The organism is Vibrio ishigakensis (genome assembly GCF_024347675.1).
GTDB lineage: Bacteria > Pseudomonadota > Gammaproteobacteria > Enterobacterales > Vibrionaceae > Vibrio > Vibrio ishigakensis.
Window position 1 is genome coordinate 1,761,217 of sequence record NZ_AP024882.1, and the last position, 13,912, is coordinate 1,775,128.

9 protein-coding genes are annotated in these 13,912 nt (G+C 45.9%); 5 read left to right on the top strand and 4 right to left on the bottom strand.

Annotated features, from left to right (window positions below; all coding sequences use genetic code 11):
- Positions 1 to 67: 67 nt before the first annotated feature.
- Entirely contained in the window at positions 68 to 535 is a 468-nt protein-coding gene (locus tag Pcarn_RS21890) for a hypothetical protein (protein WP_261836449.1), read from the bottom strand.
- 568 nt (positions 536 to 1,103) lie between these two features.
- The gene (locus tag Pcarn_RS21895) at positions 1,104 to 3,182 is read right to left on the bottom strand and encodes a DUF4962 domain-containing protein (RefSeq protein WP_261836450.1); all 2,079 of its coding nucleotides are present in this window, start codon (positions 3,180 to 3,182) and stop codon (positions 1,104 to 1,106) included.
- Between the two features lie 617 nt (positions 3,183 to 3,799).
- Here Pcarn_RS21895 and Pcarn_RS21900 point away from each other — a divergent pair.
- Positions 3,800 to 5,818, top strand: a complete 2,019-nt coding sequence (locus Pcarn_RS21900) for a bifunctional 2',3'-cyclic-nucleotide 2'-phosphodiesterase/3'-nucleotidase (protein WP_449361602.1) — start codon at positions 3,800 to 3,802, stop codon at positions 5,816 to 5,818.
- Between the two features lie 128 nt (positions 5,819 to 5,946).
- On the top strand, positions 5,947 to 6,939 hold the full coding sequence (locus Pcarn_RS21905; RefSeq protein ID WP_261836452.1) for a helix-turn-helix domain-containing protein: 993 nt from the start codon (positions 5,947 to 5,949) through the stop codon (positions 6,937 to 6,939).
- On the opposite strand, the gene Pcarn_RS21910 is transcribed toward Pcarn_RS21905, so the two are convergent.
- Both Pcarn_RS21910 and Pcarn_RS21915 read right to left on the bottom strand, forming a co-directional pair.
- Positions 6,936 to 7,370 carry a glycine-rich domain-containing protein gene (locus Pcarn_RS21910; protein ID WP_261836453.1) on the bottom strand — a complete coding sequence of 145 codons (435 nt, stop codon included), beginning with the start codon at positions 7,368 to 7,370 and terminating at the stop codon, positions 6,936 to 6,938. The two genes, Pcarn_RS21905 and Pcarn_RS21910, sit on opposite strands and share 4 nt — an antisense overlap.
- A 144-nt stretch (positions 7,371 to 7,514) precedes the next feature.
- Positions 7,515 to 10,724 (bottom strand): S41 family peptidase, encoded by a 3,210-nt coding sequence (locus Pcarn_RS21915; protein ID WP_261836454.1) that lies wholly within the window; start codon positions 10,722 to 10,724, stop codon positions 7,515 to 7,517.
- Positions 10,725 to 11,185: 461 nt separating this feature from the next.
- Here Pcarn_RS21915 and cspE point away from each other — a divergent pair, with 461 nt between their 5' ends.
- The 3 genes from cspE (at position 11,186) to Pcarn_RS21930 (ending at position 13,902) form a co-directional block, all read left to right on the top strand.
- Positions 11,186 to 11,395, top strand: coding sequence for a transcription antiterminator/RNA stability regulator CspE (gene cspE / locus Pcarn_RS21920; protein ID WP_261836455.1), 210 nt, complete (start codon positions 11,186 to 11,188; stop codon positions 11,393 to 11,395).
- Positions 11,396 to 11,622: 227 nt separating this feature from the next.
- Positions 11,623 to 13,218, top strand: coding sequence for an ATP-binding protein (locus Pcarn_RS21925; protein ID WP_261836456.1), 1,596 nt, complete (start codon positions 11,623 to 11,625; stop codon positions 13,216 to 13,218).
- Entirely contained in the window at positions 13,219 to 13,902 is a 684-nt protein-coding gene (locus Pcarn_RS21930; protein WP_261836457.1) for a response regulator, read from the top strand.
- The last annotated feature ends 10 nt before the right edge of the window (positions 13,903 to 13,912 follow it).

The window sequence follows — 13,912 nt, forward strand, 5'->3', positions numbered from 1 at the left end:
CCTTAAACCTGTAACCTTCTGATATTTAAGATACATTACCAGGCTTAAAGGCGCGACTATTTATGAATTAAGAGAAATGAGTCTGACCACCTTGCTCTACAAAACCACCGCCGCTTTTGTTACTTGGGTCGTCGTAGGTGAAGCCACCGCCAGATTTATTGCTTGGGTCCTGCCACTGGTACGCAAAGTTGCCGCCTGACTTTTCACTTGGGTCTTCCCAGGTGTAACCACCACCAGATTTATCGCTTGGATCTTGCCACTGGTATGCAAAGTTACCGCCTGATTTTTCACTTGGGTCTTCCCAGGTGTAACCGCCACCAGATTTATCGCTTGGATCTTGCCACTGGTATGCAAAGTTACCGCCCGACTTCTCACTTGGGTCTTCCCAGGTGTAACCGCCACCGGATTTGTCACTTGGATCTTGCCACGTATAGCCGCTTTGAGTATCAGTGATTGGGTCAGTATTAACGTTTGATGCGAATACCGCTGGAGTCACGAACAGAGAAGTCAGTAGTAGAGTAGATAGAGTTTTCATGTTGTCACCTATTCAGTTATGAGTTTCGATTGCTAAATCGCGTTCCCTGTCGACACAAACAATATTACGTCTAGCTGCACTTCCCGTATATATGACTTTTTGAGAGGCTCAATCCCATAAATGGAATTGATATCTTTTAGAAAATAGCGGAAGACAAAAAAGGTTCTTCACGGCTTAGAGAGGAGCGTAACTATTCCTTCTGAGCCAGTCACTCCCTCCGAGTGATTGATTCACAAGGCCGCGGTAAACCCATCCGTGGGCGCTTGACGCTCGCCTCCCTGCGAGCGACACCTTGCTCCATCAATCACTCTCCAGTGGCAACATCAGTGGGATCCCAAGCTTAGTAAGGTCCCGGATTTGGGAGCGGCAGGCTGTGGTGCTCGGCAAGTGTTTGAGGCAAGGATGCCGAAACCAAGCCTACAGGGAAGTATTTACGGCGACTTGCCCTGCGTCACTGGCAGAGTGAGCACACGAATCTAAAGTACTAGTTGTTCCCGCTAAGCTAAGAACCAAAAAAAGCCCCGAGCTTTCGCTCAGGGCTTTCTACTTTCTAGCCAACTATCTGTTATTAGTTAAGTTCGATAGTTACTGTTTCGCCGTCTACAGTCAGCTCTAGAGTGTTACCTTCTAGCTTGTGAGACACTTCAACTTGCTGGCCTTCGTTCTTATTTGGAACAAGAAGGGTAACAATGTTGTGCTCTTTAGAAGCAGCAAACTCAGTCTCAACGTGACGGTGGATTTCTAGGTCTTGGAACTCGTATGGGTCTACCTCACCGAAACCTTCAACGTTCTTCACAGACTGAATGCGATCTGCTTGGTTGATGAAGTTAACGTCTAGGTGTGCGTTCTCACCACGGATAGTGAATGACTTCTCGCCTGGCTCAGTTGCAAACGTAGTGTGCATTAGCCAAGTTAGGTCTTTCTCTTCGGTGAAGCTCGCCTTGTCCTGCATCACGAATACTTTACCCTGTACGAACCAGATCTTACGCTTGTAAGACTCGATCTCTGGAGTGAAGAACTTATAAGAAGCAGTCGCGTCGCCTTCAACGAATTTAACGTCTGACTCAGTATCGTAATCAGTGATGTTACCACCTGCTTCGATACAGTAGCGATCTTGGTGACCTTCGAAACCAGTGTTCTTGTTCTCACCATACTGACCCTTGCCACCAAATAGAGGCAGGTTCTTAGAGAAAGTGTGACGACGCCACTTAGTGTGCATGTCTACACCGAAACCACCGTAGTAGCCAGTGATTGACGCTAGAGTCTCACCGAACGCATGTAGGGTGAATGCGTTTTGGTCACCGTGTGAGTGAGAGATAGAACCAAATGGAGAACATTTGTAAACCATGTGGATGTGCTCTTCACGCTCAGTCATACGGTTATGGAACGCAGCCCAACCTGTGATCGGGAATACTTTCAGTAGAGGGTCGTTTGACGGAGCTTTCTCTTCTGGAGCGTCCCAAAGAACGTTGAAGCGAAGATCGTCGTAGCCGAAGTCCCACCAACCAAAGTTGTAGAATTTAGTATGCGCTTCAGTATCACGACCTTTAAGTTGGTTGTAGTACCAAACGTACTCAGGTTTCTGGTTAACACCCGCGTAGTGCTTGATGTTGTAAGCCAGTTTTAGGCCAGGGAAGTCACCGATTGAAGACTGGTCACAGAAGCTCGCGCGCTTAGAGTGAACAGGCATGCAGTATAGTGGGAAGTCACCAGTGTTTTCGTAGAATGTTTTGTTGAACATGTCTACGCCACAGTATGCTTTCAATAGGTCGAATGCTTCACCTAGGAATGCAGTCTGGGTGTTCCAGTAGTCAGGACCTTCAGCCCAACCGCCGTCTTCACCACCCCATGGTGGGTAGTGTACTGCGTAGTATTCTAGTGCGTATGCGATGTACTCGCCTGCTTTCGGGTGATCGTGGTAAAGCGCGATACACGTTGGGATGATAGCAGAAGAGATAGAACGAACACCGTGGCTGTTTAGAGGGTTGTTCAGTAGGTCAACCGTTACGCGTAGGTGGTGCATGATTTCGTCAAGGCGCTCGATCAGTGCATCTTGAACTTGCTGACGCTCTTCATCGGTGAAGTGAGCGTGTAGCCAGTCGTAACCCCAAGCCATAGCTGCGATTACACGGAAAGCCGCTTCGTCGTTATAGCCACGAGAAGTTACGCCTTCTGGATCATAAGTAGACAGTTTTAGAGTCCAAGCTTTTGCTTTAGCAATTAGCTCTTCGTCTTCTTTAACGATACCAGCGATAGATAGGTTACGCGTAGCGTTAAGAGCCATTTGGCAATCAACGTACATTTGACGCCAGTAAGGACGCCATAGAGAAGCCTTACCTACAGTTTCTTCTGGGTATGCTTGTGGCTCTTCGTATGGTGCTGTGTCTAGGAACTTCTTAGTAGAGTTATTAAAGAAGTCGTCGAACATGCAGTAAGACTCGTCTGCCTGCACCTTCGCACGGAAATCAGCTAGATCTTTACCTTGAACTAGAAGGCGTGGGCGCTCTTCACTTAGGTTGTCTAGGAATGATAGGTCGAAGTCACGTTTCTGAACTTCGATAGGAAGTAGGTCTACTAGGTTACCAGCTGAAGTGTCGTTCTCCAGCTTCATCTTCCTAATCGCGTCAAGCGCTTTATCGCTGCTCATGTCAACTCTCTTATCAAAAACTTGATGTTAGGGGGAATGAAAAATTCAATTAGGCTTATTGTAATACAATTAATTGAGTTGGCGAGAAGAATCGATCACATTTGTGCCAATTTCGTGACCTACATCAGATGTCTGAAGCTAGGGAATCTATAGCCGAATCAATAATCACAACAAGTTAAGCAACTGATCGCACCATTCGCAAAGGCTCTAGCAAAACTATTTCAAAATATTTCACTTGCCATACTAATAGGCGTTTTAACCTCAATTTAAAGCCTTTAACGCAAATGAAACAGCATGATGCTCATTAAGTATTTATGAAATTCACTGTAAGTTCCGTAATCGTTTACGTGATCTGTATCAAATTAATAATGCAACCGATTGCGCTGTAACAAGTGTTTCTGTGGACACAACCAGAAACATCCGGACTTTTTCACGCCTTGAATCTGTCACATTAGAAATCCAATATGCACTGGATTTTTATTCCAACCTACCCCGAGGAAACAATGTCTTATACCAAGAACATTGCTTTGTGCAGTGCATTAACACTGGCACTAGTGGGCTGCAACAGCTCAAGCAACTCCACAGACGACAATAGAATCACTATGGATCTACGTTTGATGGAAACCACCGACCTTCACGGCAACATGATGCCGTACGACTACTTCGCTAACCAATACGACTCAAGCTATGGCCTTGCGCGTACCGCAGTAGTTATCGGTGAAGCTCGCTCTGAAGTTGAAAACAGCATGCTGTTTGATAATGGTGACCTTATCCAAGGTAGCCCAATGGCAGACTACCTAGCGAACCTAGGTGTGGCTCACCTTGAAAGCAACACTCACCCTGTTTATAAGGCAATGAACCTATTGGATTACGATGCAGCAAACATCGGTAACCACGAGTTCAACTACGGTCTTGATTTCCTACATGCGGCAATCGAAGGTGCTAACTTCCCTTATGTTGTTTCGAACGTGTTTGAATACAACGAAAACCTTTTAACAGCATCTCACTTCGCGTCTAACAGCTGTGAAACTCGTATCGATGATGAGTTCCTAGCGAGCGCTACTACGGCGTTTAACCCTTACATCATTCTAGAGCGTACCTTTGTGGCTCGTGATGGTCAGGACTACACCATTAACGTGGGTGTGATTGGCTTTACTCCACCAAACATCATGAGCTGGGATAAGAGCTACCTTGAATGTGAAGTAGTAGTATCGGACATCAAGGCAACTGCCGAATACTATGTGCCTCTAATGAAAGAAGCAGGTGCGGACATCATCGTTGCTGTGCCTCACTCTGGCCTGACTGGCAGTGATGCAGACCTGCCATTCCAAGAGAACGCTACCTGGCAGATCGCTCAAGTTGACGGTATCGATGCCATCATGTTTGGTCACGACCACAACAACTTCCCTTCAACGACTGGCTTCTATGACGGTATGGAAGGTGTAAATGCACCAGAAGGTAAGATCTACGGCAAACCAGCTGTTATGCCTGGATTCTGGGGTAACCACTTGGGTGTTATCGATCTAGTAGTTCAAAGTAATGACCAAGGTGAAACCTGGACTGTGAACTACGAAGAGAGTACTGCTGAGCTTCGTGCTCTGCCTAAAGACAAACTAGAGATCTCTCCAGTTATTGCTGCATCTGTGGCTACAGAGCACGTGGATACCCAAGAGTACATGGCTACCCCAATTTTGGGTATCACTCAAAAGATCAACAGCTTCTTCTCAGCAATCGTTCCTGATCTATCGGTACAGATCGTTAACGAAGCTCAGTTCCACTGGGCAAACCAACTTGAAGAGCTGAGCTTTGACAATGGTGAAATCCTGCTTTCAGTATCTGCACCATTCAAAGGTGGCCGTGGCGGTGCTGACGATTACACCAATATCAACGGTGATGAGCTAACTAATGCAAGCGTTGCAGACCTTTACGTGTTTGATAACAACACACCTGCAGTGCTTAAGCTAACGGTTGCAGATATCAAAGAGTGGCTAGAGTCTATCGCTTCACAGCAGTATCAAACAGTAACCAACGAGGGTGATTACCTACTGAACCAAATGTTCCGTAGCTATAACTTTGACGTGTTCTACGGCGGTTGGGATGCAGATGGCCAAGCGATTGGTCTTCACTACGATATCGACGTTTCTCAAGCTCCACGTTACCAAGTAGATGAAAACGGCGAGCTAGTTACTGATGAAGAAGGTTACGCAATACTAAACGAAAATGGTATTCATCGTCGTATCCTAAACTTCTCGTACGACGGTGTGGTGTTGGATGACAACCAAGTTATGTATGTTGTGACTAACAACTACCGCGCATCAAATACTAAGATGCCAGGCGTTATGAACTCTGAACTGGCTCTTGAAGATGCAGCTTATACAAACCGTGAGCTAGTAGATCAATACCTGAAGCACCTTGCTGAAACTGCTGGTAGCGAAACAGTAACGGTACCAGAGCACACTTTCGAGAACGCAGAGAACTTCTCACTAGTTGGCCCATCTCAGACTTCAGTGAAGTTCCTATCATCACCAAACGGTGAAGAATTCTCACGAGAAGTAGAAGGCGTTACCTTTACTACTGATACTGGCAACGTTGGCGACAACGGCGGTTACAGCGTATACACCTATACCTTTAACTAATTTACCTACTACCTATATCAGGGTCGCAATCGCGGCCCTTTTTTTATCGCATTTTTTACTTCTAATTCATTGAACTTGATAAAGTTTTGTTAAAATTAATCTGTTCAACGAAAAGGAAGTTCGAGCAGATGCCGAAAAAGAGAAAGCAAGTCCCTGTCATTCAAACCCAATATGCCAAGATTTTCGTGGAGCTGTTTGCTGAAAACGGCTTTGATGTCCACCAATTGCTAAGGGATGCGGATCTTCCCTCTGATTTGATGGACAGCAATAGCGACTATGTACCATCTGAGAGTGTCAAACGCCTACTCTACTTGGTATCTGCGCAGTTAGGGGTGACCAATCTTGCCGATATCCTTTCACTTTCCTTTAAACGTAACATCATTCCTAAGCTACTTGATGGCATCTCCGGCTATGACACCTTGAGAGACGTACTAGAAGATATCGACAGTATCTTCACCTTCGACTCCCCCGGCTCATCGGTCTCCTATTCAGTAGAACATGGGCAGCATTGGTTTAATCGCCATACCAAGACCGAATATCAAAGCGAGTTTCAGTGGAAAGAGATATTCCCTATTCTCTACATCGAACAGTTTATTAGCATGCTAATTGGTAAACCTTGGCGAGCAGAGAAAGTGCGCCTGCAAGGCGCCGAGTACGATATCGTCAAATCCGTGCTAGATAGCCGCTGTCAGATCTTCGTTATGCAAGATAAGACCGGCGTTTGTATCCCTGAAGAGTTTCTGGATTACAAGGTTTCAATCAAGCAAAGCACTAAACAGCCTATCGAATGGCATGCAAGCTTCACAGACAGTGTGTTTGAAACCCTGAGACCTTATTGTCTGGAGCAGAACCTCACCGTTGAGGATGCCGCTGAGATTCTCGAATATTCTGTGCGTTCATTCCAACGGAGATTAAAAGAGGAGAACACCTCTTTTCGAAAGATAAAGGACAGTATCCTGCTTTCGCTGGCATGCGAGTTGATGGAGCAAGGCAAGACACTCACCTTTATTGCAAAGCAGTTGGGGTATCAGGACATCTCCCACTTCTCACGCGCATTTAAACGTATTACTGGCCTGACGCCTAAGCTTTACAAGAAGTCGCTAGCCCCTGAAAAGGGTTAGCTAGCAACCTGCGCGGTACAGTTACGAGATGCCAACTGAGCGGTACAGTTGAGCTTTGCCGTGCAATTAGCTCCATCCAACCACAGGCTATTTAACTGGCCAAATTCAGACTGATAAGCCTGAAAAAAGCCACTTTGAGCCTCTGTCAGTTGTTCGAGGCTGGGTTCGTGGTGCAGAAAGCTACCGAGGTGCTCTATACAGAAGTCATGATACTCGCGAGTGAACAAGATGAATTGATGCCACAAAGCATCCACCTTTTCACTGTGCATGCCTAGGTTTTGATAACCCAACTTATTTAGCAGGCAATACTTCTTAAATTCATTTAAAGCGGCGTTAAATTCTTCAGCATTTCTAAATACTTGGCTTTGCATCAGTTTCTGCTCGAGAAACGGCGCTCGATAAGCCCAGATGGGGTCGTTAAAATTGTCCATGAGGCTCCTCCTTTCAAACAGCTACACAGGGTGCTGAGTGGAATTTTCATGGTAATTCAACCTTAGTCTTTCACCGCGATTTTTCAATTTTACCCTCTGAGTTACAGGTCATGAAAAACCCGCCACTTGGGCGGGTTGATTAGCTTATTTTTGGGTGTTGAGCTGCGACAGAAGTTGCTTCACCGCTGTCTCTAGCTGCACATCCCGATTTCGAGCAACGCTCTCTGGGTAGTTGTGCACCAGTACATCCGGAGTGATATCTTGGTTTTCAAGCCACTTGCCTTTACTGTCTTTGATGCCGAGTTGAGGAACACCGTATTGCAATAGAGGCTCTTGCTGTGTCTGCCAGTTAACAAAGGTACCCGTACCTGGAACTGCATCACCCACCAGCTTACCTAGCTTATTATCTTGATACAGCTTTGCCACAACGGAAGCGTCTGAGTAGCTAGATGGATTAGCCAACAATATGGTTGGCTTGGTCCAACGACGCAGTGGGAAGTTTGCTGCCTTGTAGCCGTCTCGACTGACCGCTTCACCGTAATCCACGCCAGACAGCAGGTCGATGAACTGATCATGAATATTACCGCCCGTGTTGTAGCGAATATCTATTACAACCGCATCCTTGTCTTGGTTTTCACCAAATAGTTTATCCACCAGCTTCTTATAATCTTCCGACTCCATCTGCTGCACATGGATATAGCCGATACGACCCTCTGACAGTTTATTGGTCAAAGATTTACGCGTGTTATTCCAATAGCTGTAAGAAAGCTTGCTCTCTTTATATTGGTCGATTGGGAACACCTGAACCGTGTCGGTTTTATCCGAATCAGGGGCTTTAACGGTTAAAGTAGTAAGTTTGCCCTCTAGGTTTCTCAAATATGGATAGATGTCTTTGTCTTTAGCAATCGTCTTGCCGTTGACAGCCGTAATAATTGAGTCATCAGATATAGGAGAGTTTGGCAGGTCTACAGGTCCATTTGGCAGCACCTTATCTATCTTTATACCCTCACCTTGGTAGGTGTCATCATAGAAAACACCTAGACTAGCCACTTTCTCCCGATTACGACCAGCTCCAAAATAGTTTGCTCCGGTATGCGAAGCATTCAGTTCACCGACCATCTCGCTCAGCATCTCGGCAAATTCTGGATAAGTATGGATCGAAGGTAAGTAGCGCGAGTAACTTTGACCCAATGCATCCCAATCCACACCGTGAAGACCTTTATCGTAGAAGCGGTTCTTAGTCATACGCCAGACGTGATTAAAGATATATTCACGCTCTTTGCCAAAGTTGAACTCGGCCTGCACATCGAAATACTTCGCATCCGATTTATGGTTAGCGAGCGTTACCTTGTCGATCATGCCATTTCCAAGGATCACCACGGCGTCATTGCTCGGACTCATCTGCACATCTTTTACCGCATTTTTAGGGCGGGTAAGCATCTGATTGAATTCGCCAGTTTTGGTATTGATGTCCGCAAACACGTAGTTGTCTTTCTGGGAATACACCACCAACAAGTCTTTATTGTCTGGGGACAAGAACATATCTTTGATATCTAATGAGAATGGCGTTAAACGATGCAATCTATTATCTAGACCATTCGCCTCAAACTGCGTCGATTTATCATCCTCTTTCTTACCAGACTTAATATCTGTGCCATCGTCCGGCCTAAACCAGTTGTAATCAGCCACTGGGTTTAGGGCAAGCGCATAAATATCTCCTGCCACTGGTGAGCCATCGAGTTCAGTATTTCCGTCTCGTGGGGTAAACCAATATACGATTTGCCCGTCTTGGGAGAACTTAGGCGAATACTTAATAAAGCCGCTGTTATTGAGCACCATTTTGTCTTGCTTACCTGAGGTATCAAACAGCGCTATCTGGTTTTTGCCAAGCACGGTACCCAGGCGAGAGACCATATAACGGCTATCCGGCGACCAAGAGTAGTGCCAATCGCTAGCCTCGTATGAATAAAACTCTTTCGCTGAGATAAGGGTTTCGGTGCTGTTATCTTTAAGGTTTTCCACCACTAGACTATTGCTGTTTACCCGATAAGCCAGTTTGCCGTTATCAGGAGAGAGCAGAGGCTGTGTCTCATCGACATCGGTCTGGGTAATTGCCTGCTCATTAATGTTAGAGGCAGTGATAAAGCTCTCATCCGTTGGCGCTATCTCGCTCTTATATATATCCCAGTTACCGTTTCGCTCAGAGGTGTAATAGAGACTTTTACCATCAGCGGAGAAAGAAACCGACGCCTCTTTTTCTGGGGTATGGGTAACACGAACCAAGTTGCCCGAGCGCATAGAGACTACAAAGATATCACCACGCGCAACTATGGCCGCTTCTGGCGCAGTTGGAGATATAGCAAATTCCGAAATCTCGTACTTAAGATTTACATTACGACTGCCATCCTTCATTCCCAGCTTGCGGATATGAATGTCCACCTTATGACTCTTCTCGTCATCTTTAGCTTTTAACCAAATATCGCCGTCATAGCTAAATACAAGATCATCTTTGTTGCTCACTGACAAAGCGCGCACTGGAAAGTCTTTAAAAAAGGTTTGTTGAGTGGGTTCTGAATTTGAAGAATCTAGACCTTTACGCCAAACGTTAAATGAACCCGAACGTTCGGAAAGATAATACATGGCCAAATCATCTGAAGACCAGTGAGCATCTCTGTCTTCCCCCTTGAACTGAGTCAGTTGAAGGTGCTTGCCCCCCTGATAAAGCCAGATATCTCGCGCCGCCGATGAGGTGTGATGTTTGCGATACGCCTGCTCGACAAACGAAGGTCGGTTGGTATAAAGATAGCCCTGCTTGTTGTGCGCACTGGCAAAACTGCTGATCCCATTAGCCAACTCTAGCTTTTCACGACCACCTTGTGAGCCTACCGAATAGAGATAAAAGGCTTCACCGAAGAAACCATCGTTGACGTTCTTATCGCTTCGACCGATACGCATGGATTCAAAATAGATACGCTGTCCATCTGAACTGAATGCATAGGGTACATCCTGGCTTGGATGGTAGGTAAGGCGTGTTAGCTCTCCGCTTTGCACATCCATAGAAAACACATCCCCTGCCCCATATCGATTGGAACTAAAGGCGATGGACTTCCCATCCGGTGACCATATAGGGTGGCTACTAAACACGGACTCACTGGTAAGCGGAATGGCATCGCCACCTTTACTTGGCACTAACCACAACTGGCCTGAGTAGCGAAATACTATCTGAGAGCCATCTGGCGAGACCGCTGCATCTCGATACCAATTTGCCGAATCAGATGAATGTAGAGGAGCAGCCATACTCGCCCCTGTAGAAAGAGCAATAAGAGCACCGGCTTTGATAAAACGCGCGAGCATGTAACAAATCCTTACGCAAAATTAAATACGACTCTAGCAAAGCCTATGCACTCTGTACCTATCAGAGAAACGAGAAATCAGGTTTCAAATGTGGAAAAACAAGGGGTTAGCATACTCATCGACGATGCTTTTTAAGGTTAATAAAAGCCACCGGAGAATTGCACCTTGTTAGTGCGATGAATAAAAAAGCACGATTATCATCAAGAAAAGTTGGATACAGTTAACGAATAAGATGAAAGTTACATGATATTTTTACGACTTTGATTGACAAAGTAATTAGTTGCCTTAGTATCGATTGCGTCTGATATATAAAGTTGAAAGTGAAATACCGAGCAACGCAAGATTTATAGTATCCCTTCATTGTTCGACGCTACTTGTTGTTTTTCATTGGTTATAATTTTCTATTCAACTAATCAGCATGTTTATATGTAACTGTTAATTCTTTTGTAAGGGACACTATCATGTCTAATAAAACAACTGGCGTTGTTAAATGGTTCAACGAAACTAAAGGCTTTGGTTTTATCGCTCAAGACGGCGGTCAAGATGTATTCGTACACTTCCGTGCTATCACTGGCGACGGCTTCAAAACTCTAACTGAAGGCCAAAAGGTTGAGTTCGAAGTAGAGCAAGGTCAAAAAGGCCCTCAAGCAGCGAACGTTGTAGTACTTTAATTTTAAGTACAGACAAGATTTCAAAATGCCACTCTCGAGTGGCATTTTTTATGCCCGTTACAAAACCGACAGCTCAAGCACTGCCCTCCACCATTGAGAGCTGTTACACAGAATTTCTGTTCTACTCCGAGCCATCTCTCACTAATTCACACCTAGGCTAAGCATTCCCATTGTTAAATGTTACTTTTCAGTAACATTTGGATTACTAGTAACAAGGAAAAGTCACGGTGACATGGAGTGCATTAAGCCTACGCAAACGCTTACTATTGGTGATGGTGCTATCTGGCTTCATTGAACTGGTAATCCTTTCCATTGCAGGTTTCTATTACATCAAGAGCTCCCAAGAGCAAGAGACCGGTGAGAAAGCACTAGGCGTGGCCAACTTTCTGGCAAACAGTCCATCGATTATCAAGATGATCGAGACCCGAGAGGTGGGTGATCTAGATATAAAGATGGCCTCTCTTACCCAAGCCCTAGGGGCTACTTTTATTGTGATTGGTGATAACAAGGGGATACGCCTCATCCACCCAAGAGCAGAGCGCCTTGGCCTGCCAATGCGCGGTGGCGATAACATCCGTGCTCTCACCCATGGCGAATCTTATGTTTCCTTTGCTCAGGGCTCTCTCGGGCATTCTGTTCGCGGTAAGACAGCGGTGTTTAACGACAAAGGCGAGATCATAGGCGTAGTCTCTGTTGGATACCTACTAGTTAGCCTGCAGCAGCGTATCGAACCCTACCTTATCTTTTTACTCTGCATTGCCCTTGGAGTTGCGCTGCTTAACGGCCTACTTTCCAACTACGCCTACAAAAGATTTAAGACCACCTTGCTAGGTTTTGAACCCGAAGAGATGTCTCGCCTGTTCAGTGAGCTAGATGCGACCCTGAGTACCATCAAAGAAGGGGTTGTTAGCATAGACAGTCACAGCCGAGTGCGTATCTTCAATACTCGTGCAGCGCAGATCCTTGGCGTTAAACCTGAAAAGGTACTCAATAAGCCACTGTCCGAAGTGCTACCGAGAAGCGAGCTCAATCAACTGCTCAGTACCCACAGCGCTGAGAACGATATCGACCTTCTGCTCAATGGCGTACATATAGTGGCAAACCGTCAGCCGATTGTTGTCGATGGCAAGACTATAGGTGCGGTATCCAGTTTCAGGCCGAAAAACGAGATAAATGAGCTCACTAAACAGCTATCACAAACTAAGCAGTACGCTGAACTGCTACGCTCACAAACCCACGAATATCGTAACAAGCTCAACACCATCAGTGGCCTTCTCCATCTGGAGCGTATCGACAAGGTGCAAGAGCTGATTGGTCAAGAGTCCGACCATTATCAGCAGCTGATATCTCAGCTTCATCAGAACATTCAAGAGCCACTCGTTGCCGGTCTATTACTAGGCAAGATAGAGCGTGCTCGTGAGCTTGGGCTAGAGCTAAAAATAGAGGAAGGGAGTCAGCTCTCTCCCCTACCTAACCATATTCAGGCTGAGGACATAGTCACCGTGCTCGGTAACCTTATCGATAACGCCTTTGACGCCTCTAGTAGTCTGGAGTCAAAGCCTCTACCTATAAAGGTATCTGTGTCCGATCTCGGTAACGACCTTATTTTAGAGGTAACAGATTCTGGTCGCGGACTCCCAAATCAGATTGATGTAGAGCAACTCTTCACTCTGGGAGTCTCTTCCAAAACTGAGAAAGGACACGGCATAGGTCTACATCTGGTGAAAGAGATCGTAGAGCGTTATCAAGGCTCAATAGAAGCAGAAAACGGCCCTCAATATGGTGCTCAATTTGCAGTATTCATTCCTAAGGAAGGGATATAAATGAACAACAAAATCCGAACCCTAATCATTGAAGATGATGAAGCGATTGCACAGCTTCACCTTCAGTATCTGCAAGCAAACCCAAATCTTGAGATTGTCGGCATCGCGCTTAATAAAAAACAAGCAGAGATGCAGATAGACCTGCTCAATCCAGACCTGATAATACTGGATGTCTATCTGCCCGATGGCACAGGCTTGGAGCTTATCCAAGGACTCAGACAACAAGGCAAGCAGACCGACATCATTCTTATCACCGCCGCGCGCGAGCCTGAGATCTTACAAAGTGCCATGCGATTAGGCGTTGTAGAGTATCTACTAAAACCCGTCATGCTGCCCCGCTTAGATACAGCGATTAATAATTACCTATCTAAACAACAGCTCATCGAGTCTACCGATACCTTTGATCAGGACTTTGTGGACTCCCTATTAAGCGCAGAGCGAAAAGAGCAAGAGAGCGAACCAGATAGACTGCCAAAGGGCATTGATGCGGTGACTCTTAACAAGATACGGGATCTGTTCAAGGGGCAGAACGCTTGGAAAGCGGATGAGGCAGGGAAAGAGATAGGAGCTAGCCGAAGCACCGCTAGACGATATCTAGAGTTCTTGGTCAGCACCCAAGAGGTTAAAACCGATGTGCTCTATGGCACGGTAGGACGTCCGGAGCGAACCTACGTTCGCCAATAGTAAAAAGCGC